Source organism: Edaphobacter lichenicola (genome assembly GCF_014201315.1).
Taxonomy (GTDB): Bacteria; Acidobacteriota; Terriglobia; order Terriglobales; family Acidobacteriaceae; genus Edaphobacter; species Edaphobacter lichenicola_B.
This window is the reverse complement of the sequence record NZ_JACHDY010000005.1, coordinates 341,819-364,648: the sequence shown is the minus strand read 5'-3', so window position 1 is coordinate 364,648 and position 22,830 is coordinate 341,819. Positions and strand designations below refer to the sequence as shown.

Genomic DNA, 22,830 nt, shown 5'->3' with positions numbered 1-22,830 from the left:
CGAACTGCCCTTTATGCCTTGACGGTCTGGAGGTAGGCGAAGTTTTCTTTGAGGCTGTCGAGGATCGGAAGGGCCGTGTCGTCCTGATCGACATAGGCGTAATGGATGCCCTGCTTGTGGGCCTGGGCGAAGATGGCGGTCCAGTTTAGGCTTCCCTTGCCTAACTCGGTGATGTGCTTGGCGGTGGGTCCCATTACGAAGCCGGTGGGGGCGTTGGCGATGCGGTCTTTGAGGTGAAGGAGACGAACACGGTTGGCGTAGCGGGTCAGCATAGTGAGTGGATCCTGGCCGGCCTGGGCCAGCCAGTACATGTCTAGCTCGAGTTTTACGAAGGCGGGATCGGTGTGCTTCATGAGCTCGTCGAAGCCTGTGGAGAGGCCTTGCGGGGCGAACTCGTAGCAGTGGTTATGAAAGGTGAACTGCATGCCTGTACCGTGGATGCTTTGGGCCCAGGTATTAAAGTCGGCGGCGGCTTTGTGGAAGCCTTCGAGGTTCCATTGCTCTTTCGGGATCATGGGGCAGACCATATACTCGAGGCCGAGCTGGTGGGCGTAGTCGATCTTGGTGGGGACGCTGGCGTAGTCGAAGTGGGCTGAGACGAGTCCAAGCCCGGCGTCGGAGACAATGCGGCGGAGCTCGGGCGCGGGGTGAGTGTAGACAATGGGAAAGAGTTCGATCTGGGTGTAGCCGATCTGCTGGATAGCGCGGAGGATGCCTGGGAGATCCTGCGGAGCCTCTTTCCGGACCATGTAGAGCTGGACGCCGTAGGCGAAGGGAGCGTCGGCGGCGAAGGCGGTGGGGAGTCGACCCAGGGTACAGCCAGCGGCGGTGGCGAGGGCAGAGAGACGGAGGAAGTCGCGGCGGGTGGGCATGATCGTTGCTCCTGGGTTCTTCGAGCTAAGGTGTTTGCGGTCCAGCTGTCTAGCGGTTTTCAGCTTCGGTGGGTGCTTGCCAAGGATTGGGAGCAGCGATAGGAGCGGGCTCTGCGCATGAAAGAAAACTTTAGTTTGGTGGTCGGACCTTTGTCAAAACGCCGGGCCCGATATCCTCGTTTTGTAGCGCGGATTGCCTTCGAGCCGATTTTTCCGCGTAGGAGCGAAATCAGACGGGCTCGATATCCATGAAGAGGTAGTCCATGGGCCAGCCGGGCTTGACGCCATGCTGCCGAACGAGGGTGGAGAGCTGCGCGTAGTGGCGAATCCCGTGGAGGAGGAGGTGAAAGAGGATGGTTTTGCGAGCAGAGCGAGCCGGCCCCATGGCGCGGGTAGAAAACTCGATTGCTTCGTCCCAATTCATTTCAGAGTCGAGAAGCTTGCGGAGGAGCGCAAGGGTACGATCATGGGTGGCGTAGATCGCTTCGATGGAATCGTAGGGAACGTTGGCGTAGTCGGTCGCGGGCTGGTCTGCGAGGCGTTCGGCAAAGCGGAGCTCTACGGCTACGATGTGCTGGAGGAGTTGAGCTACGGTCTGGACTCCCATGATGTCGCATGGGATGGTAAGAAGTTCAGGATGGCGGGTTTAGAAGGCTGCGCCATCCGGTAGAGGTTTTTTCAACCCAGTCGATGAGGTCGTTAGCAGTGAGAGCAGGTTCGGTCATGGTTTTCACCCCCTGTTCTATTTTGCAATAGTTGCCTCAAAGGGTTGTTCACGACGGGGCTCACGGTATTTTTCGGCGATTTTGAGAATCTTTAAGACGTGGAAAAGCAGATTCTTCCGCCATGCTGTAGAACGAGAACGGAGGCAGTAGTGACAACGAAGGAAGGGTTCAAGCAGCTGCTAGCGCAGGGCGCGGTGGCCGATGTCGCGGCGGAATTGCATGCCTTCGAAGGAGATCTTTGCGAGTTCGGAGTAAGCCTTGTCGAGGGCAGTCTGGAGGTCGGGCGCGGCGGCGGAGATCGCCAGGACGCGGCCTCCAGCGGTGACGATCTTTCCGTCTTTGATCGCCGTGCCGGAGTGGAAGATGACTATGTCTTCCTCTTTGGCTTTGTCTCTCGCGTCCCGTATCAGGTTGTCGGGCAGGCCCGAGATGGGCTTGCCGGAGGCATACTTGCCGGGATAGCCTCCACTGGCTGCGACGATGCAGACGCTGGCTCCGGGGCGCATGTTGATGGTGAGCTGATTGGCGGTGGCGTCGATGGAGGCGTTGAAGAGATCGAGGATGTCGGTCTCGAGGCGGAGGAGAATGGCTTCTGTTTCGGGGTCGCCGAAGCGGGTGTTGAACTCAAGGACCATGGGACCGCGCGGGGACATCATGATGCCGCAGAAGAGGATGCCTTTGAAGGGTTCGCCTTCGGAGCGCATGCCGTCGACTACCTTTTGCGCGACGTTGTGGAGGAGCCAGCTGCGCATGGCGGGAGTGGCGATGCCGTCAGTGGAGTAGGCGCCCATGCCGCCAGTGTTAGGGCCGGTGTCGCCTTCGCCGATGCGCTTGTGGTCTTGCGCGGAGGCTATTTCGATGGCGTGAGTGCCATCGCAAAGAGCGAAGAAGGAGAGCTCCTCGCCGGTGAGGAACTCCTCGAGGACAACTGCCTCCTCCGTCGTGCCGAGGAGGGAGCCGCTGAACATCTCGGCTGCTGCGGCTTCGGCCTGAAGGTGGGTCTCGCAGATGACGACGCCTTTGCCGGCGGCGAGGCCGGAGGCTTTGACGACGATGGGGACAGCGAAGCTGGGGAGCTCTTCGCGAACCTGCGCGAGGGTGGTGCAGATGCCGTACTCAGCGGTGGGTATGGCGTGGCGTTGCATGAACTCTTTGGCAAAGGCTTTGCTGGTCTCGAGCTGGGCTGCTCCTTGCGTGGGGCCGAAGACGCGGTGGCCGCGCTTGGTGAGCTCGTCGACGATGCCGATGGAGAGAGGGAGCTCGGGACCGATGACGGTGAGCGCGGGCTGCTCGATGGCGACGATGTTGACGAGTTCTTGGAGGTTGCCGGGGTCGCAGGGGATGCAACGGGCGAGCGCGGAGATGCCGCCGTTGCCGGGAGCGCAGAGGACCTCGGTGACTTGAGGGGATTTGAGGAGAGCCCAGACGATAGCGTGCTCGCGACCACCGCCGCCGATTACCAGAACCTTCATTCGTTGACCTTCATTTGCTGATGCGCTCCTGTGCGTGCGAATTTGCTTCGCAACTTCGAGGCTAGCATCGTCGGAGATGAAGTCAAACCGAGTCGGCTGTAAGCTATTGACCGAGGGAAGAGAATGATTGGCGATGCGGGGCAGTATCAGGAGCTCGTGAAGCTCTATGCAGTCTATGGGGATGACGAGTTGCTGGACCTGGCTCGCGGAATGAGTAACCTTACGGATATGGCGCAGGAGGCTCTGCGCGGAGAGATGTCGCGGCGCGGCCTTAAGGCTTCGTCAGCGCCGGAGCGTGCGGAGCAGAGAGTGCTGAGTGAGGACGATCTGGCGGATCTGCGGGCCTTTGCCGCGCTGGCTCCGGCGGAGTGCGTCTTTGAATACGCCGACGGGCGTGGTGCGGTGGCTGCCTCGCTCGCGCTACGAGAGGCAGGGATTGAATCTATCGTTTTGCAGGGAGATGGATCGCGGATGGACGTGCAGGGGCCTCGCGTTGTGGTCGCTCCAGAGAATGCGGAGGATGCGGCGATACTGTTGTCGCAGCCGTTAGCTGAGCGGTTCAAGGCGGAGGTTGACGAGTCTGCGTCGGAAGAGTTTACGTTGCCAGCCTGCCCGATATGCGGGAGCCATGAGACCCTGCTGGAGGCGGTCGAGCCAGCAAACCGATGGCGATGCGATGACTGCGATCATGACTGGCTGGAGGGCGAGGCTTCGTCAGGGGTGGAGTGATTTTTGATTGAGAGAAACAAGAAGACCCGCGCGAGGCGGGTCTTCTCATGTGCCACGGCGAAAGTACTTTTAGTGTGGCTTTCCTTCTCCACGTGGAGCGGACTGTGGAGCGGGTCTTGATTCGGCCTGCTGCCTGGGTTGAGGTGCCGGACGTGGCTGAGCTTGAGGTGCGGGGCGCGATTGCGCTTGGGGCGCGGGACGTGATTGCGGTTGAGGTGCCGGACGCGGCTGAGCTTGAGGCGCGGGGCGCGATTGTGGTTGGGGGCGCGGTTGCGGTTGATACTGAGGACGAGCTACGTTCTGCGGGGTTGGCTCGGGTCTGCTCTGCGGTGCAGGGCGAACCTGGGGCTGTGGCTGGGGTTGGACAGGACGGGTTTGGGGTTGTGGCTGGACTGGTCGCACCTGCGGTTCGACCGGCTTGGTTTCGGGCTGGGAGGGTCGCATCTGCGGTTGGACCGGTCTGGTTTCGGGTTGAGTGGGTCGTACCTGTGGTTGAACCGGACGAGTCTCGGGTTGCGCGGGACGAGTTTGAGACTGGCCTGGACGGTTGGGTTCGCCGGGCCTCGTGTTGGGCTGACCAGGGTTTGGCTGAGCAGGACGAGTTTCAGGCTGTGTGGGGCGGCCTGGCTGGACGGCTGGCTGACCAGGACGTGCAGGTTGTAAGGATGGCTGGCCAGGGCGGTTGACTTCGCCGGGCCGTGTATTTGGCTGGCCGGCGTTTGGCTGACCGGGTCGCGTTCCAGGCTGGACAGGGCGGCCGGGTTGAACTGCTGGCTGCCCAGGGCGAGCCGGCTGGACGGCGGGCTGGACGGGGCGGTTGACTTCGCCGGGACGAGTGCCTGGTTGGCCCGGACGGTTCTCTGGCTGGCTGGGACGGGCTGGTTGCACGGCTGGACGAGCGACCGCGGCGATAGGACGGGGTGAGGCGACCAGAGCAGGGCGGCCCTTGTTCACGTTGTAGAACTGCTGGCGATTCTGTGCGGCCTCGCGCTGGTACTGGAGTTGCGTGGTCATGGGCGGGACGCGGGGGCCGCGGTTGGCTGCCACCTCGGCTGGCTGCGGACGTACATTGATGCCTCCGCGGCCGCCGTTGTAGGAGACGCGGTTGATGGTTGTGTTATTGACGACGACAGTGCGGTTGTAGACGTTGGTGATGCGCGTGACGTTAACGTTGTTGACCGAGCGATTGTAGTAGAAGTTGCGGCCCTGCCAGTAGCCACCGTGGTAGCCGCTGCCGGTGTAGCCGAAGCCGTAGTTGACGCCGCCGTAGAAGCCGATGTGCGGGCCCCAGAAGCCGCGATGAAGGATGTAACGGCCGCCGAAGAAGCCCCAGTAGCCAGGGGTCCAGAGGGCTCCGTAGAAGGGTGGAGCGCACCATGCTCCGGGGACCCAGTAGTAGCCTACGGGTGCGTATCCCCAGTAGCCGGGCGTCCAGAGGTAGTTGGGCGCAGGGGCTTCGGGCTGCTCGTATTGGGGGAGGGGTGGGGGAGGCTCATTGGCCTCTTCGAGCGCCTGCTGGCCGGCGTCTACCTGAGACTCATCGTAGTTGTTGGGGGCGTTGTAGTCGTAGTTCTGATCATAGTTCTGGTCGTAGTTCTGAACGGGGGGCTGGGCGCTCTGGGCGGCGGTGTAGGCTTCGTTTTGAGGCGGAGAGTCTGCTTGCGGAGCGTACTGCTCGGAGCTTTGCTCGGGCGTGGACTGGGAGCGGATGCCGAGGACTCTTCCCTGCACGGGTTGTGGGGCAGGTGCAGCCTGGGGCTGGCTGTTGTCTACCGGAGCCACGTTGGCATCAGCAGGGTCGGGGCCGGAGTTGTCGGGGATGGCGGCGGGCTCGACGCCTTTGTGACAGCCTGAGAGTGTCACTGTTGCCGCAAGTGATGCAGTGCCAAGTGCCATACCTAGAAAGAATTTGGGAAATGATTTGTACATACTGCCAGTCTCCTCGTACCTGCTGCTGGTATAAACACGAACTTCTTGAATGAGATGCACTTTTCTAAACATTACGGTTTTGCGGCTGATTACGCGATGGCCAATGCCGCGCGTAATGCTGTGGAGTCTGCTAGTTGCGACGCCTTGGACGCGCGCCTGATGCGTTTTGCAATCACCCTATGGTGGGAGGGTCAGGCGCTTTACCGCAACCGGCCGGGACGCAGTAAAATTAGTTTGATGGCAGGCTGTCTTCCCAACACGAAGCGCTTTCGCCACGGTCGCCCTGACCGCGGTCGCTGCTAGTTCGACCCCTCCCCTGAAAACTTGATAGGCTTCAGCCGTCGCCGTCTGCGGTTCGAAGATGTGACCACGGCCCCAACCATCGCGCTTCCAAGAGCGCGCCTCGGAGAAGATACCATGCCGACCCAATCGCATCCTGATTCGTTCAAGAGCTTGTCCACACTCGCTGTAGGGAAGACCACGTACGACCTGTTTCGACTGAAGGCGCTGGAGGGGACGGGCATCGATCTTGGCCGACTTCCCTTCTCGCTGCGAATTCTGCTGGAGAACCTGCTGCGGCATGAGGATGGCCGCACTGTGACTGCGGAAGACATTCAGTTTCTGGCTTGCTGGGATCCGAATGCGGAGCCTTCGCGAGAGATTGCGTACATGCCGGCGCGGGTGCTGATGCAGGACTTTACCGGCGTGCCTGCGGTTGTCGATCTGGCTGCGATGCGGGATGCCATGAAGACGCTGGGGGGTGATCCGGAGAAGATCAATCCGCTGCAGCCGGCGGAGTTGGTGATCGACCACTCGGTTCAGGTGGATGAGTTTGGAACACAGCGGGCGTATGACCTGAATGCGGCGCTGGAGTTTCAGCGGAATCGCGAACGGTATGCGTTTTTGAAGTGGGGGCAGACGGCGTTCGATAATTTTTCAGCTGTACCGCCTGGAATGGGGATCTGTCATCAGGTGAACCTGGAGTATCTGGCGCGGGTGGTGTTTACGACGACGCCGGATGCACAGGGGAAGATCTTTGCTTATCCGGATACGCTGGTGGGGACTGATTCGCACACGACGATGGTGAATGGGCTGGGTGTGCTGGGTTGGGGTGTGGGTGGAATTGAGGCAGAGGCCGCGATGCTGGGACAGCCGGTGAGCATGCTGGTGCCGCAGGTGGTTGGGTTCAAGCTGACGGGCAAGTTGAAGGAAGGCACGACCGCTACCGACCTGGTGCTGACCGTGACCGAGATGCTGCGGAAGCTTGGCGTGGTCGGTAAGTTTGTGGAGTTCTATGGTTCTGGTATCGCGGAGCTGCCGCTGGCTGATCGCGCGACGATTGCGAACATGGCCCCGGAGTATGGGGCTACCTGCGGGATCTTCCCGGTGGATGCGGAGACGCTCAGGTATCTCCGGCTTACTGGGCGCAGCGAGGAGCAGATTGCTCTGGTCGAGGCTTACTACCGCGAGCAGGGCCTGTTTCATACGGCGGACGCAAAGGAGGCGGTGTACTCGGCGACGATTGCGCTGGACCTTGCGACGGTCGAGTCCAGTGTTGCGGGGCCGAAGCGGCCGCAGGATCGGGTTGCGCTGTCGCAGGCGGGTGCAAGCTTCAAGGAGCAGTTGCCTGGGCTGCTGGGGCCGAATGGAAACAAGCATGTGATTCGACAGATGGTGCGGTGGGAGGGTGAGGGTGGGACGGCTTCGGAGTCGGGCGATCTGAGCAGCAGCGTCGGAGCTTCGGCTCCAGTGGTGGAGGCTCCGGTGGTGCCGGTGATTACGATCAGCGATGAGACCATCCCGCAGCTGGAGGCTCCGCATGTGTCGATTCGGAGCAGGTTTGGCGTGGATCCGGATCAGTATCTCGATCACGGATCGATTGTGATTGCGGCTATCACCTCCTGCACGAATACTTCGAATCCTTACGTAATGATGGCTGCGGGCTTACTTGCGAAGAAGGCCGTGGAGAAGGGGCTGAGCACCCCGCCATGGGTGAAGACCTCGCTGGCTCCGGGTTCGCGCGTGGTGACGGACTACTACGTGAAGGCTGGGTTGATGCCTTATCTCGATCAGCTGCGGTTTCAGGTGGTGGGATATGGATGCACGACCTGCATTGGAAACTCCGGACCGCTGCCGACCGATGTTTCGAAGTCGATCGAGGATCATGGTCTGGTCGCGGTGTCGGTGCTTTCGGGGAATCGAAACTTCGAGGGGAGAATTTCGCCGGAGGTGAGGGCGAACTACCTGATGAGTCCTCCGCTGGTGGTGGCCTATGCGCTGGCCGGGCATATCGCGCACAACTTCGAGACGGAGGCACTGGGCCGCGATCTGGATGGAAAGCCTGTCTTCCTGCGCGACATCTGGCCTACGCAGGCAGAGGTCTCGGCGGTGGTGAACTCGTCGATCGATTCGGAGATGTTCCGTCGGCAGTACTCCACGGTTTCGGAGGGCGACAACAACTGGAAGAGCCTGAAGTTTCCGGATGGCGAGACGTATGGGTGGGAGCCGGATTCGACCTATATTCGCAAGGCTCCCTACTTCGATGGAATGCCGGCTGCGCCTGCTCCGGTTGGAGATATCCATGGGGCTCGCGTGCTGGCGGTGCTGGGCGATTCGGTGACGACCGACCACATCTCGCCGGCAGGTTCGATCAAGCTGAATGGGCCTGCTGGGAAGTACCTGACCGAGCATGGGGTAAAGCCCTCGGACTTCAACAGCTATGGGTCGCGGCGCGGCAACCACGAGGTGATGGTGCGCGGCACGTTTGCGAATGTTCGGCTGCGGAACAAGCTGGCTCCGGGGACCGAGGGCGGTGTGACGCGGCTGCTGCCGGAGGATGTGCCAATGTCGATCTACGATGCGAGCGTGGAGTATGCGAAGCGCGGAACACCGCTGGCGATTCTTGCGGGCAAGGAGTACGGCTCGGGGTCTTCGCGCGACTGGGCGGCGAAGGGGCCGCGATTGCTGGGGATCAAGTTTGTGATCGCCGAGAGCTATGAGCGGATTCACCGGTCGAACCTGGTCGGGATGGGGATTCTGCCGCTGCAGTTCCTGCCGGGCCAGAACGTCGAGTCGCTGCATTTGACCGGCGAGGAGTTGTTTGCGATCGGGGATGCGCCGGGTCTGTTGAAGGCGATGCTCGATGGCAAGTTCTCCGATGGCAAGGTGGTGACGGTGTTCGCGGAGTCCGATCTGGGGAAGACAATCGAGTTCTCGGCTACGGTGCGCATCGATACGCCACAGGAGATTCTGTACTACCAGAACGGCGGGATCCTGCAGTACGTGCTGCGGCAACTGGCGGGGAAGGTTCCGGCCTCGGCTTAGCTGTCGGTACTACGGCTTCTCCTTTCTCCCTATCTTCAGGTGGAGAGGGGTCCCCCCTCCCCCCCATATTACCGGGGGCTAAAACACCTGTATTCAACAACCTACAGATGGTCATGGTCTGCAAAAATTAGATAACAAAGGGGTTGCGTGCAGAATCCTTGTTATCAACAAGTTAGAGCAATTTCCCTGTTACCGGGGGAGTGGAGGATTTATCGCAGCGCATCGACTCACCTGTACCCACAGGGAAATTGCTCTAACCCCGGAGGAGTCTATCCCTGCGGGGCTTGTTTGTTTTTGATCTCTGTATCAAGTGTAGCGAATGGAGTGAAACTAAAGTGCCAAGTTTGGGAGAATCTATCTAGTTTGTTATGTGTGGGTTAATGAGTTTTTGAGAGGTTTGGGGCTTGACAGGATTCTGTGGAGGAGCTGGCGCGGCAGAACGAACAATCACACCTCCTGCAACGCTCACTGTCGAGTAAAGCAACATAGCCTTGCGTCTTACGCCGAAGTTCTATATAAGAGGTTCGCCCGCGCTCGACCGGATATCTAAAGCGCGTGGCTCGAGCAGCCTGCTCGGTGGGTCCAACCGTCCTCTTTGTGCCAAAAGAAAAAGGTTAATCAGGAGGCATCATGAAATTTCAGGGATTCCTGAGTCGCACGTCTCGCTTTGTCCTGTGCCTGACGGCATCGTATGCTCTACCCCTCTACGCTGCTCCCCAAACCCAAACCCCTTCGGTAACCCGCGCGGCCCTCGACCCGTCGCTGGTCGATGACCGTGGGGCGAACGCTCACTTTGTTGAGCAGGAGGCTGAGAATGCCGTGACCGACGGCACGATCATTGGCCCCTCCCGGGCCGCATACACGCTTCCCGCCGAAGCGTCGGGTCGCGCAGCGGTCCAGCTCCTCCCCGGACAATATGTCGAGTTCACCCTGCCCAAAGCGGCCAATGCCATTACGGTGCGTTACAGCATCCCGGATGCGCCAACCGGCGGAGGTATTACGGCACCGCTCGACGTCTCAATTAACGGCCGTTCCGTTGTCACCATGACGCTGACCTCGCAGTACGCCTGGCTGTATAACCAGTACCCGTTCTCGAATGATCCGAACGCCGGCCTGTTGTTTCCCGATCAATATATTACCGAGTGTGCCTGCGTACCGTCGGCCACGACCCCGCCGCCGGTCATCACCATACCGTTCCGACCGAACCACTTCTACGACGAACAGCGTTTGCTGCTCGGTCACAGATACCAAGCGGGCGACAAGATCCGCCTCACTGCTCCGGCCTCGAGCAATGCCGCCTGGACAGTCATTGACTTGCTTGACTCCGAGCTGGTTGGCCCCCCGCAGCACCGCGACGAGCCTGCCGTGAACGTGCAGCGGTTCGGTGCCGATCCGACCGGGCAGCGCGATTCGGCGGACGCGTTTGACACAGCGATCGCATTCGCGAAGGCCTGGCACCGCGAGGTCTACTTGCCGCCAGGCACCTATCAGGTGAACCGCCATATTCTCGTTGACAACGTCACGATCGAAGGTGCCGGTAGCTGGTACACGATCGTCAAGGGACACCAGGTGACCCTGAGTACTCCTTTGCCAGATGGCTCGGTGCACACCGGCGTCGGTTTCTACGGCAAGTACGTTGCCGACGGTGGCAGCTCGAACGTCCATCTCTCCGGCTTCGCCATCGAGGGTGATGTCCGGGAGCGCATTGATAGCGACCAAGTAAACGGCATAGGCGGCTCGTTGAGCCATTCGACGATCGAAGGGCTCTACATCCATCACACCAAGGTGGGCATGTGGTTCGATGGCCCGATGTCGAACCTAAGAGTCCGCAACAATGTCATCGCGGACCAGATCGCCGATGGAATCAACTTCCACACCGGCGTCACCAACTCGGTGGTGGCGAATAACTTTGTTCGCAACACCGGGGACGACGCCCTGGCTATGTGGTCGGATAAGATTGAGGACGCCAACAACACCTTCGATCACAACACGGTGCAGACACCGGTGTTAGCCAACGGCATCGCGCTCTACGGTGGCACGGACAACACCATTTCGAACAACCTGGTGGCCGATCCGATCCGCGAAGGCAGCGGATTACAGGTTGGTTCTCGCTTTGGAGCTCAGCCGTTCACGGGGAGCTTATGGATCACGAACAACACTACGGTTCGGTCTGGCCCGTTTGAGCTGAACTGGAACATCGGCCTGGGCGCGATCTGGATCTACGCGTTGGAGGGGAGCATTAACGTGGACCTTGAGGTGGTCGGCAACAGCTTTCTTGATAACACCTACAACGCGATCATGCTGGTCAGCGATTTCCCCGTAAAAGACCTGTACACGATCACGAACGTGCACTTCAAGGATGACCGGGTTGACGGCACGGGCACCTCGGTGGTCAGCGCACGGGTGGCCGGTTCGGCATCCTTCGAGAACGTGGAGGCCCGCAACGTAGGCGCCGTTGGCGTCAATAACTGCGGTTCGTTCCACTTCACTCCGGCCGGGTCGGAGTTTACGTTGGTCGATCTCGGCGGCAACGTTGGCGGCGGCACTACCGGACCCTGGCTGGCCCCGTGGGAGCTGCCCAATACTATTACCTGCGACGACCGTCCACCGGTCGTTCCACCACCACCGCCTTCTCCCTGGGTTACGCCCTAGTAGTACGCAGCGGAAAGATGTTCTGTTCAACCCCGATTCCCCACGTCCTTACGAACTTTGAGACGTGGGGATCGGTGTTTTTCTGGCGATCGTTTCAGTATGAGTAGGCCGCATCCGCCACAAGGAGCCCCAAGTTGGGCCGCCACCACCAAAGATCGCTACCACGGCTCAATCACTGCGTATGCCTGGGAGTGGCTGATGTAGATCCACTGAAAGAGCACCGTTGGTAGCAGCCCATCTTCTTGCAGCTTTGGTACATCTCTCCCTGTGTCTATCGGTGTGACAAATGGGATCCGGTGAAACGAATGCGTGCCAACCTGAATATCCGGCGCCATCAGGACGGCAAACCTCCGTTTCACTCCCTTGCCGTCGACTCTCGTCAGAACAGCATTCTTCGACAGATCCACGGGCAGTAGGGCGCTGTTAAACAACAGTGGGGCGTTGCTGCCTGAGTCAAGAATCAGATGGAGATCCCGAGCATTGACGCCGGATACTCTCACGGTAATCACGGATCGTTCCGTAAAGGGTGGGCCTTCGTCCGACTTCGCTGCTTTTATCAGCGCGATATGTTCGCCCTTCACCTTCTGCTGTAGACGCTTTCCGTCGTCGAGGCAAAGAACGCCATGGGCGTAGTCCAGCAGCATATCGAAGTGTCCTAAAAAGTTGGAGCCGAGAATTCCCCGGATATTCTTGTCGGCTACCTGCAACTGTCGCAAGTCCCCTACCACCGCGAGCGCACTGGCAACGGCCTGGGAACCTGCCTCCAACAGATCGAGTCGAATCAGGTTGTCCCGCTCATAGACCCCCGCTCCGATCACACCGGCGGTCCCCTCGGTCGAGAGATGGAGCTCGGTTTGGAGCGCCGGATCAATTGTGGTGACCTGAGCGCCGGTATCGACCACCATGTCGTATGGACCGCTGTGATTGATCTTCACCGGAACGACGACCAGTGAGCGCTCTATGACGCGCACGTGTAGACTTGCCACATTTCCCGGGCATTGTGCTCTTGCGTGTAGCAAAGGAATGAGGGGCAGAGTGAGTGCGAGTACCTTGAACTTGAACATCGGAGATCACCTCAGCCGGATCGGCTGGGTGAAACTCTCCTCGCATTCGTCTGCATGGTCGTGATCGGAACGTGATGCTTCTCGGAGAGGGGGTGATGCGTTTGTGATGGACCATAAGTATCGTGTTTTCAGGTTCGGAGGGGTCGAGGTCCGTGAGCGCGAGTTCACCGTGACGAGAGAAAACGAGGTGTCACGCGTCGAGCCGAAGGCGTTTCGCTTACTCCTCTTTTTTCTTCACAACCCGGGCAGGCTTATCACGAAAGATGAGCTTCTGAACGCGGTTTGGAGCGAAGCGGCGGTCACCGACAACTCACTCACCCGCAGCGTTGCGGTTTTGCGGCGGGTACTGGGGGACGACCCCGCGGCGCCACGATTTATCGTCACGGTGCCGACAGTGGGATATCGATTTCTTCCCCCGGTCGAAACCTCGGACGACGATGTTCTTGGCAACTTAGAGCAACTTCCGGCTGCAGTGCCGGGCAGGTCTGATTCTTCCGGAGCCGTCCATTCTTCTGTCTCCTGGTTCCGTCGGTGGTCGCTCGTAGCAGCCGCTCTTCTTCTGCTCGCCGTCGGACGCGCTCTATGGTCGCGAAGACAAGCATCTCAGACAGAACTTGGCGAGTCGCAACTTACTCGACATTCTTCCGATAACCCACTCTCCGGGGTTGCGATCTCTCCCGACGGCAAATATCTCCTCTTCGGTGACATCACCGGAGTGCACATCACACTGCTGCGGACCGGTGAGGTGCGTGACATCGAGCGGCAGTCCGAGCCTGAGGAGAGACAAATCAATTGGAGTTTTCAATGGTTTCCGGATGGTTCGCAATTCCTCGTTAACGAGTTTGGAGGAGACGGTCATTCTGTGATCTGGCAAGGCTCTGTTCTGGCGGGCAAACTAAAAAAGGTTCGCGATAACGCCATCGCGTGGACGCTCTCTCCTGATGGCTCCTCCATCGTTCTTACAAAAGCCACGCGCATCAACGGCCCGATGTCTGAGCTATGGCTGATGGACACGAAGGGGAATGACCTGCGAAAGCTTGACGACGCCGGCGAAGCGAACGCGTTCGGCTTTGTTCAGTGGTCGCCTGACAGCGATCGCATCGCGTACCTCAGATATGCAGGAAAGTCGGGACAATTCCAGATCTCGATGGAAACTCGAGAGCTCAAAGGCGGGCCTCCGGTAACCCTTTTGTCTGACAACGCACTGCGGAGCCTCTACTGGTTGCAGGATGGGCGGCTACTCTACGTCCTCGGTGAAAGCGACCGAACGGGAGAGACCTGCAACTACTGGGTTGCGCGCCTCAACAAGACCGAGGGCACCTTCTCAGCCGCGCCGAAGCAGTTGACGCATAATACGGGCTTCTGCGTCGACACCACGTCCGCGACATCGGACAGTAAGAAGCTTGTATTTCTGAAGAGATCATTCGAGGTCAGCGTCTATGTCGCCGGTTTCGAACCCGGCACAAAACGGATCAGTCCTCCCAGGCCCCTTACCTCGACCGAAGGACAGGAATGGCCCGTGGCATGGACCCCCGATAGCCGGGAGGTTGTCTTTGCGTCTAATCGCGGCCCGAAGATGGGTTTCTTTCGATACCCCTTTACGGGCGGTGAGGTCACACCGATTGTCACAGGTATCGAATCGGCCGGGCTGGGGAATCTAATCGGACGTGTCACTCCTGACGGCGCGTGGCTCTTGTACGAACCATTTCCGGCTGGCTACGTCCCCGGTACCTCCATGGATCTGAAGAAAGTAGCAATGGCAGGAGGCACGCCGCAGGTGATTCTTCGGGATGCCCTGTTCGATACCCCAAGTTGCGCTCTGGCACCATCACGGCTCTGCGCCATTGCCACGGTGGCTAAAGATCAACTCGTCTTCTGGAGTGTTGACCCCGTCGCGGGCCGGGGACCCGAGCTGGGGCGATTCAGAGTGGACTGGAAGTCCGATTATGGCTGGGCCCTCTCACCAGACGGCACCCGAATCGCGATCCAGCGCCGGGACGCCCCTGAGATCTACGTGCTTTCGATAGAAACACACACCATGGAGACCATCACCGTCAAGGGTTGGACTAACGGGATCTCTCTTGATTGGACCGCCGATGGCTCAGGATTTTTCATATGTACTCTTCAACCTCGGGCCGTCCTGCTCCATGTCGATCTCGAAGGAAATGCAACTCCACTCTGGGAGCCCAAGGGAAGCAATACAACCTGGGCGCTCCCATCTCCAGACGGCCAGCACATCGCGATGCCCTCGGCCGCCGTAAACAGCAACGCCTGGATGATCAAACTGTTTTAGACCGGCGCATCTGCATTTCTCGCGCAACGATTCCGTGTCATACTCCGCTCCGTCCCCAGGCCGGGTTCGTTCTCAATTGGTCCAGGGATCGGCGTTGGACTGGCAGCGGCAAACGGCAGGTTTCTCCAACTATGCGGGACAAACGGCCGTCCCTCGCCGGTCGAAATGACAGATCTTCAGTCGTACTCTATGTCGATACTGCCCAGGGCTGCTAAGGAGTTGACTGCTCGGCCTATAATGAACTATGGCAATCGCTCCTCCGGCCTCTTCGCAGGCTGGCCCGCAGACGAAGCCGCACGACGAACCGAAGAGCCAGCCGGATGTGGAACATACCGATACGGGGATCGAGCTGGAAGCAGCTCTTCCGGTCGCGGAACCACCGGTTGGATCGGACACGACGTCTCGCGTGAAGAAGAAGAAGTCTGCGGCGCCTGATGCCTCGGCGCTGGTGATTGCGGGCGTGGAGGAGTCTTCGGCGAGCCACCTGACGGGCAGTTCGGCGAAGGATATCCATGCGGTGGATGCGAAGTTTCACCGGCTGCTGGAGACGGTGCATGAGAACCGGCCGGCGGATGATCTGGAGATTATTCGCGGCGCCTGGGTGTTCTGCTTGCAGCAGCATGAGGGACAGAAGCGGGCGAGCGGCGAGCCTTACATTATTCATCCGCTGGAAGTGGCGCAGGTGCTGGCGGAGCTGAAGATGGATTCGACTGCGATTGCGGCTGGGTTGCTGCATGATGCGGTCGAGGATACCGATGTTACGTCTGCTGAAATTGCGAAGCGGTTTGGCGACCAGGTGGCGCACATCGTCGAGGGCGTGACGAAGCTGGAGAAGATCAAGTTTGCGAATCGCGAGGATCACCAGGCGGAGAATATTCGCAAGATGCTGCTGGCGATGGTGACCGATGTTCGAGTGGTGATCATCAAGCTGGCGGACCGGCTGCATAATATGCGAACGCTTGAGCATTTGAAGCCGGAGAAGCAGCAGAAGATTGCGCGGGAGACGCTGGATATCTATGCTCCGCTGGCGCATCGGCTGGGCATGGGCAAACTGCGCGGCGAGCTGGAGGATCTGGCGTTTCGGTATACCGATCCTTATGCGTATGAGCAGGTGTCGACTGAGGTGGACGCGCTGCGCGGGAAGGGCGAAGAGTTTCTTCAGAAGATTGTGAAGCAGCTTGAGGCGAAGCTGAAGGAGTTCAAGATTCAGGGGCGGGTGGAGTCGCGGATCAAGCGGCTGTATTCGATTCAGCAGAAGCTGGTGGATCAGAAGATTCCGGTTGATCAGGTCTATGATCTGCTGGCGATTCGGGTGATTTGTAACTCGGTGCAGGACTGCTATGCGCTGCTGGGGTTGTTGCACTCGATCTGGCGGCCGGTGCCGGGCAGGATTAAGGACTTTATCGCTATGCCTCGGCCGAATCTTTATCAGTCGCTGCATACGACGCTGATCGCGGAGGGGGAGCATCAGTTCGAGGTGCAGATTCGTACGGAGGATATGCATCGCGTTGCGGAGGAGGGCATCGCGGCGCACTGGAAGTACAAGGCGTCCGACAACGTAAGCGCGAAGGATGAGCAGAGGCTGGCGTGGGTGCGGCAGTTGATGGAATGGCAGCGGGAGATGACCGATCCCAATGAGTTCATGTCGACGCTGAAGATCGATTTGTATCCGGAGGAGGTCTACACCTTTACTCCGAAGGGCAAGGTGGTGGTGCTGCCGAAGGATGCGAGCCCGATTGATTTTGCTTATGCGATCCACACCGAGGTGGGGAATACGACGGTGGGCGCGAAGGTGAATGGACGGATTGTGCCGCTGCGAACGAAGCTGCGGAATGGGGATATTGTCGAGATTTCGACGCAGGCTGGACATGCTCCGAGCCGCGACTGGCTTAGCTTTACGAAGAGCTCGCGGGCGCGGAACAAGATCAAGCACTGGCTGAATGAACATCAGCGGGAGCGCGCGATCGAGATCGGCAAGAAGCTGCTGGACCGCGAGGCGAGAAAGTACAAGCTGGCACTGGGCAAGTTTCATGAGGCCGACTACGACAGGGTCGCCAGTGAGTATGGGCTGGGGACGCAGGCGGAGCTGCTGGCGGGTGTTGGGTTTGGGAAGTTTTCGGCGCGGCAGGTTCTGAATAAACTGGAGCCGGGTTCGACGATGTCGGCGGAGCCTGCGTTGCCGGAGGGTGGAGTCGGCAATGTGGTTGGGCAGATGTCGGAGGCGGTGAAGCGAGTCTTCTTCGGGAAGGGTTCGGACTCGCTGCAGGTGGAGGGGCAGGACGATCTGCTGGTGTACCGGGCGCGTTGTTGTAACCCAATTCGCGGTGAGGAGATTGTGGGGTATGTGACGCGGGGCAAGGGCGTGGCGGTGCATGCGCGAAGCTGTCCGAATGTGCAGAATTTGTTGTACGAGTCGGATAGAAGGATTCAGGTGGAGTGGTCGCCATCGCCGACCGAGCCGGGAACGAATAAGGCGCAGACGTATCCGGTGAAGTTGACGGTGTTGTGTGATGACCGGGCGGGGATGCTGAAGGAGTTTACGGCGATCATCTCCGACGATGGGACCAATATTCGCAGCGTGGATACCAAGCCTTTGCCGGATGGCCAGGTGATGGTGGACTTTGTGGTGGAGACGGTGGATGTGAGGCACCTGAACAAGCTAGTGCAGAATCTGCGCAAGGTGCCGGGGGTTCGGGATGTGCAGAGGGTGCAGAAGATCTAGGTTCGCGGCGCAGGGTTGCAGAGGCGGTGAGCAGGATGTATGGTTGATAGCAAGATGATTCTTCAGTCCAGCCGAATTTCGTTTATTCTCCGCTATTGGCGCTCAATAGCGGCCTCGGCGGAGTAGCTTCATCTGAGAGATATCTGTAACTTCAGTTGATTCGACATCCATACGAGCCGCGACCTTCCAAGTCGCGGCTTTTGTTTTGTGCAAGGCGAGATTCGAGGAGAGGCCGATGAGTGCAGGTTCGAGTGCAGGGACGACTATAGGTGCGGCGGTGGCGGGGCGGTTTGGCGTGTATGGCGGGAGGTATGTGCCGGAGACGCTGATGGCGGCGCTTGAGGAGCTGGAGGAGGCGTATGCGCTGGCTCAAAAGGATGCAGCGTTTCAGGCTGAGCTGGATGACCTGCTGCACCACTACTGTGGGCGGCCTACTCCGCTCTACTTTGCGAAGAGACTGACCGGGCAGTTGGGTGGGGCGAAGATTTATTTGAAGCGCGAAGATCTGCTGCATACCGGCGCACACAAGATCAATAACGCGCTGGGCCAGGGGCTGCTGGCGCGGAGGATGGGGAAGCAACGGATTATTGCGGAGACGGGCGCGGGGCAGCATGGGGTGGCGACGGCGACGGTCTGCGCGTTGCTGGGTCTGGAGTGCGTCGTCTATATGGGTGAGGAGGACATGCGGCGGCAGGAGCTGAATGTGTACCGGATGCGGCTGCTGGGGGCGGAGGTGCGTGGAGTTTCGGCGGGGTCGGCTACGCTGAAGGACGCCATCAACGAGGCTATGCGGGACTGGGTGACGAATGTTCGGACGACCTACTACATTCTCGGCAGTGCGCTGGGGGCGCATCCTTATCCGACGATGGTTCGGGACTTTCATCGCGTGATCAGCCGTGAGGCGCGGGCGCAGATGCTGGAGCAGGAGGGGAAGCTGCCTACGGCGATCGTTGCCTGCGTGGGCGGCGGCTCGAATGCAATTGGTGCGTTCTATGAGTTTTTGCCGGATGCGAATGTGCAGTTGATCGGTGTTGAGGCTGGCGGGCGAGGGACGGCGCTGGGAGAGCATGCGGCGCGGTTTCAAAAGGTAGGCGGCGGCTTGCCGGGCGTGCTGCAGGGTACGTACTCGTATGTGTTACAAAATGATGCCGGCCAGGTGAGCAGTACGCACTCGGTCTCTGCCGGGCTGGACTATGCGAGCGTGGGTCCGGAGCACGCGATGCTGCATGATTCCGGGCGGGCGAGCTATGTTTCGTGCTCGGATGATGCGGCGTTGAAGGCAACGGTGACGCTGTCGCGGACGGAGGGGATTCTGCCTGCGCTTGAGAGTGCTCATGCGGTTGCGGAGGCAATTCGACTGGCGCCGACGATGGCGAAGACGGATGTGTTGATGGTGAATCTGTCGGGACGTGGCGATAAGGATATGGGGATTCTCCGGAAAGAGTTGAGCCTGGAAGGAGCGAAAGGATGAGTCAGGTATTGCACCCTTACTTTTGCCTTAGTGGAAAGTTTGACCCCAATGAAATTACTCGCCTTCTCGAAATCCAGCCGAGCCGGGTGAAGCGAATCGGTGATCCTGGTCCACCGGACGCGATTGGTCCGAGACTTGGAGCGGAATGGTGTTGGCAGCCTGAGGATGACGATTCCGACCACGTTGGCGACCAGCTAGCGTACTTGGCTGGCGCACTGTCGTTGAAGCGTGAGAGAGTCGCCGATCTCTCTAAGAAGTTCTTCGGAACTTTTCACGTCTACAACCAGGTATCGGGGATCAACCGGGATTGGTTCCTTTCTGCAGATACGCTACGACGCATTGCGGATCTTCACGTGGACATTGAGTGCGAGAACATCCGCGTCACGCAAGACGAGGAGGTCAGAAACGATGTCCGTTAGCTTCCGGAAGAAACCTGGGCTTGTTGTCTACCTCACCGCGGGTGATCCGGACCTTGCGACGACGAGGGATATTGCTCTGGCTGCGATTGATAACGGCGCGGATGTGATTGAGCTTGGGGTTCCGTTCAGCGATCCGCTGGCGGATGGGCCGGTGATTCAGCGAGCCAGTGAGCGTGCCGTGGCGCGAGGGGTAAGGCTGACCGACGTGTTGGAGCTGACCAAGGAGTTGCGGGCGGCGCGACCGGCAGCGGGACTCGTGCTGTTCTCTTATCTGAATCCCGTGGTGCGGATGGGGATGGGGGCGTTTTGCGCGCGAGCGGCCGGGGTTGGAGCGGATGGAGTGCTGCTTACGGACATGATCGTCGAAGAGGCGGGGGAGTATCTGGAGGCGATGAAGGCCAACGGGCTGGCACCGATCTTTCTGGCTGCGCCTACGAGTCCGGATGCCCGGTTGAAGGCGATTGCGGGTGTGTCGCAGGGGTTCGTGTATGCGATCTCGCGGGTTGGAATCACCGGGACGCAGCAGAAGGTGGCCGGCGATGCTTCGGAGCTGGTGACGCGGCTGCGGCGGTTTACGAAGCTGCCGATCGCCGTGGGATTCGGGATCTCGAACGCTGAGCATGTGAAGGCGGTGGGGGAGTTCGCCGATGCGGCCATTATCGGAAGCGCTATTGTGGCTCTTATCGAGAAGACTCCACCTGCCGATGCCGCGACTGCGGTTGGGCAGTTCATCGCGGGGTTGAGAGCATGAGGACCGCTGAGTTGTCCGGGCAAAGCGGCGCGATGGGACGTTTATCATTGTCTGTACAAAATACTTTGCAGCGAGCTGCGTTCAGGCGTGGTCGGCTGCACTGCGAGGCGAATGGATGGATATCTCCGACTGGAGACGGAAGATTGATGAGCTGGATGTTGAGATCGTTCGACTCATCAGCCAGCGGGCAGAGGCTGCACGCGCGATTGGCGAGATCAAAAAGACCGCGGACCTGCCGGTCTATGAGCCTCGGCGGGAGCAGGAGGTCTTCGACCGTGTCCGCAAGGCGAATCCGGGACCGTTGGCGGACGCTGAGTTGCTCCATGTCTACGAGCGAATCATTGACGTGATGCGGACGCTACAGCGAAGAGATCTTTAGCTGGCCCGCACGGGAGCCGGAAGTTTGCAATCTGCCGGATTGATTTGTAGCTAATTTTGTTACGTAAAAGAGAGTGAAGCGAAGAAGATGATAGTTGCGATGCATGACCAGGCGACGGAAGAGAATATTCAGCAGGTGATTGAACGGATGGTGGAGCTTGGCTTCAACGTTCACCGGACAACGGGCGCGGTACAGACGATTCTGGCGGGTGTGGGGACGCCGGAACACTTCGACGTCGCCGAGTTCAAGGTGCTGGCCGGCGTCTATGACGCTTATCGGATCTCGTCGCCATACAAGCTGGCGGGGCGGAGCTTCCGGCCGGAGGGAACCACGGTTACGTTTCCGAACGGCGTGGTGGTGGGCGGAAAGGAAGTGGTGGTGATGGCGGGGCCGTGCTCGGTGGAGTCTCGGGAGCAGATCCTGACCAGCGCGAAACAGGTTGCTGCTGCGGGCGCGAAGTTTCTGCGGGGAGGCGCGTTTAAGCCGAGAAGCTCGCCCTACAGCTTTCAGGGTATGGGGCTGGATGGGTTGAAGCTGTTGCGCGAGGTCTCGGATGAGACCGGGCTGCTGGTGATCACAGAGGTGATGGAGATCTCGCAGATTGAGCTGATGCTCCCCTTTATCGACTGCTTTCAGGTGGGTGCGCGCAATATGCAGAACTTCAATCTGCTGCGCGAGCTTGGGCATGTGCGCAAGCCGGTGCTGATGAAGCGCGGGATCTCGGCGACGATTGAAGAGGTGCTGTTGAGCGCGGAGTACATTCTCTCGGGCGGCAACTATAGCCTGATGCTGTGTGAGCGGGGGATTCGGACGTACGAGACTTATACGCGGAATACGATGGATATCTCGGCGATTCCGGTGCTGAAGAAGCTCACGCATCTGCCTGTGCTGGGCGATCCATCGCATGGCGTTGGGATTCGCGATCTTGTGCCGCCGATGGCTCTGGCGAGTGTCGCGGCTGGGGCGGATGGACTGCTGATGGAGATGCATCCGAACCCCGATAAAGCGATGAGCGATGGAGCGCAGAGTTTGTATCCTGAACAGTTACAAAAACTGATGGCGCAGCTGAAGTTGCTGGCTCCAGTGGTGAACAGGGTCATGGCGTAAGGCGAGGATTCGGGCATAATGGAGCGGGTTTTCATCATTGGGACGGGATTGATTGGCGCTTCGACGGGCCTGGCGCTGCGTGCGGCTGGCTTTGGGGGGCGCATCGACGGATGGGATACCAGCCAACTCGAGATGGCGTCCGCAGTGCAGATGGGTGCGATCGACGGCAGGGCGGCGAGCCGCGAGAACGCTCTGGAGCTGGCGAGGCTGGCGGATGTAATTGTGCTGGCGGTGCCGGTACTTGCGATCAAAGACTGGATGCAACAGCTGGCGCCGGTGCTACGTTCGGGGCAGCTGGTGACCGATGTCGGGAGTACGAAGCTCGAGATTGTGGAGTTGGCGCGGGAGTTGTTCCCTGGAGACAGTACGGCTGTTTTTCTCCCTGGACATCCGATGGCGGGCAAAGAGTCCGGAGGGGCTTTGCTGGCGGAGGGAGGACTTTTTGACGGCGCTATGTGGTTGTTCACGCCGATCACGCTCGAGATGACCGCGATGGAGAGAGAGTGGCGCGGATGGATTGGGTGCTTCGGGTCGCGGATGCTGGACATGGATGCGACGCGGCACGACGAGATGTGCGCGTGGGTGAGTCACCTGCCGCAGATGCTCTCGACTGCCCTGTCGGCGCTGCTGGAAGAGAGGTTTGGCGATGCTCCGGAGATTGCGGCGATCGGGGGCCGTGCGCTGCGGGAGACGACGCGGTTGGGAGCGAGCCCGTACAGCATGTGGCGGGATGTCGCGATGACCAACTCGGGGCCGGTCGCGGATACTCTGCTCGCGCTCGAGCAGCGGTTGCAGCATGTGCGGGAGAATCTGCGGACGCCGGAGTTGCGGGATGAGTTTACGCTGGCAAACCGGTTTCGTCAGCGGCGATGATTAGTTTTTTACGCTAGAAGATTGATGTTTGCGAGTTTGAAGAGAGAT

16 protein-coding genes are annotated in these 22,830 nt (G+C 59.7%); 11 read left to right on the top strand and 5 right to left on the bottom strand.

What is annotated here, in order from left to right:
- Positions 1-11: 11 nt before the first annotated feature.
- From HDF09_RS16940 to purD, 3 genes are all read right to left on the bottom strand, one after another.
- Entirely contained in the window at positions 12-872 is an 861-nt protein-coding gene (locus HDF09_RS16940) for a sugar phosphate isomerase/epimerase family protein (protein ID WP_183768476.1), read from the bottom strand.
- Positions 873-1,101: 229 nt separating this feature from the next.
- On the bottom strand, positions 1,102-1,479 hold the full coding sequence (locus tag HDF09_RS16935; protein ID WP_260181492.1) for a DinB family protein: 378 nt from the start codon (positions 1,477-1,479) through the stop codon (positions 1,102-1,104).
- A 297-nt stretch (positions 1,480-1,776) separates the two neighbouring features.
- Positions 1,777-3,069, bottom strand: coding sequence for a phosphoribosylamine--glycine ligase (purD, locus tag HDF09_RS16930; protein WP_183768475.1), 1,293 nt, complete (start codon positions 3,067-3,069; stop codon positions 1,777-1,779).
- Positions 3,070-3,192: 123 nt separating this feature from the next.
- Between purD and HDF09_RS16925 the strand changes: the two genes are divergently transcribed.
- Positions 3,193-3,798, top strand: coding sequence for a hypothetical protein (locus HDF09_RS16925; RefSeq protein ID WP_183768474.1), 606 nt, complete (start codon positions 3,193-3,195; stop codon positions 3,796-3,798).
- A 69-nt stretch (positions 3,799-3,867) separates the two neighbouring features.
- Here HDF09_RS16925 and HDF09_RS16920 read toward each other — a convergent pair whose 3' ends face one another.
- Positions 3,868-5,727, bottom strand: coding sequence for a YXWGXW repeat-containing protein (locus HDF09_RS16920; RefSeq protein WP_260181490.1), 1,860 nt, complete (start codon positions 5,725-5,727; stop codon positions 3,868-3,870).
- Between the two features lie 417 nt (positions 5,728-6,144).
- Here HDF09_RS16920 and acnA point away from each other — a divergent pair, with 417 nt between their 5' ends.
- Positions 6,145-9,051 carry an aconitate hydratase gene (gene acnA, locus HDF09_RS16915; protein WP_183768473.1) on the top strand — a complete coding sequence of 969 codons (2,907 nt, stop codon included), beginning with the start codon at positions 6,145-6,147 and terminating at the stop codon, positions 9,049-9,051.
- A gap of 630 nt (positions 9,052-9,681) precedes the next feature.
- A complete protein-coding gene (locus tag HDF09_RS16910) occupies positions 9,682-11,703 on the top strand; it encodes a glycosyl hydrolase family 28-related protein (RefSeq protein ID WP_183768471.1) in 2,022 nt (673 codons plus the stop codon).
- Between the two features lie 158 nt (positions 11,704-11,861).
- On the opposite strand, the gene HDF09_RS16905 is transcribed toward HDF09_RS16910, so the two are convergent.
- Positions 11,862-12,689 carry a retropepsin-like aspartic protease gene (locus HDF09_RS16905; protein ID WP_183768469.1) on the bottom strand — a complete coding sequence of 276 codons (828 nt, stop codon included), beginning with the start codon at positions 12,687-12,689 and terminating at the stop codon, positions 11,862-11,864.
- A gap of 247 nt (positions 12,690-12,936) precedes the next feature.
- Between HDF09_RS16905 and HDF09_RS16900 the strand changes: the two genes are divergently transcribed.
- From HDF09_RS16900 to HDF09_RS16865, 8 genes are all read left to right on the top strand, one after another.
- Entirely contained in the window at positions 12,937-15,060 is a 2,124-nt protein-coding gene (locus HDF09_RS16900) for a winged helix-turn-helix domain-containing protein (protein ID WP_183768467.1), read from the top strand.
- Positions 15,061-15,304: 244 nt separating this feature from the next.
- On the top strand, positions 15,305-17,782 hold the full coding sequence (locus HDF09_RS16895) for a RelA/SpoT family protein (RefSeq protein WP_183768465.1): 2,478 nt from the start codon (positions 15,305-15,307) through the stop codon (positions 17,780-17,782).
- 235 nt (positions 17,783-18,017) lie between these two features.
- Positions 18,018-19,253, top strand: coding sequence for a tryptophan synthase subunit beta (gene trpB, locus HDF09_RS16890; RefSeq protein WP_183768463.1), 1,236 nt, complete (start codon positions 18,018-18,020; stop codon positions 19,251-19,253).
- Positions 19,250-19,672 carry a DUF4279 domain-containing protein gene (locus HDF09_RS16885; RefSeq protein ID WP_183768461.1) on the top strand — a complete coding sequence of 141 codons (423 nt, stop codon included), beginning with the start codon at positions 19,250-19,252 and terminating at the stop codon, positions 19,670-19,672. The genes trpB and HDF09_RS16885 overlap by 4 nt, the downstream gene beginning before the upstream one ends.
- Positions 19,662-20,423 (top strand): tryptophan synthase subunit alpha, encoded by a 762-nt coding sequence (trpA, locus tag HDF09_RS16880; RefSeq protein ID WP_183768459.1) that lies wholly within the window; start codon positions 19,662-19,664, stop codon positions 20,421-20,423. The genes HDF09_RS16885 and trpA overlap by 11 nt, the downstream gene beginning before the upstream one ends.
- 115 nt (positions 20,424-20,538) lie before the next feature.
- Positions 20,539-20,802, top strand: a complete 264-nt coding sequence (locus HDF09_RS16875; RefSeq protein ID WP_183768457.1) for a chorismate mutase — start codon at positions 20,539-20,541, stop codon at positions 20,800-20,802.
- A gap of 87 nt (positions 20,803-20,889) precedes the next feature.
- Positions 20,890-21,909 (top strand): 3-deoxy-7-phosphoheptulonate synthase, encoded by a 1,020-nt coding sequence (gene aroF / locus HDF09_RS16870; protein WP_183768455.1) that lies wholly within the window; start codon positions 20,890-20,892, stop codon positions 21,907-21,909.
- An 18-nt stretch (positions 21,910-21,927) separates the two neighbouring features.
- On the top strand, positions 21,928-22,782 hold the full coding sequence (locus HDF09_RS16865) for a prephenate dehydrogenase (RefSeq protein WP_221270186.1): 855 nt from the start codon (positions 21,928-21,930) through the stop codon (positions 22,780-22,782).
- Positions 22,783-22,830 lie beyond the last annotated feature (48 nt).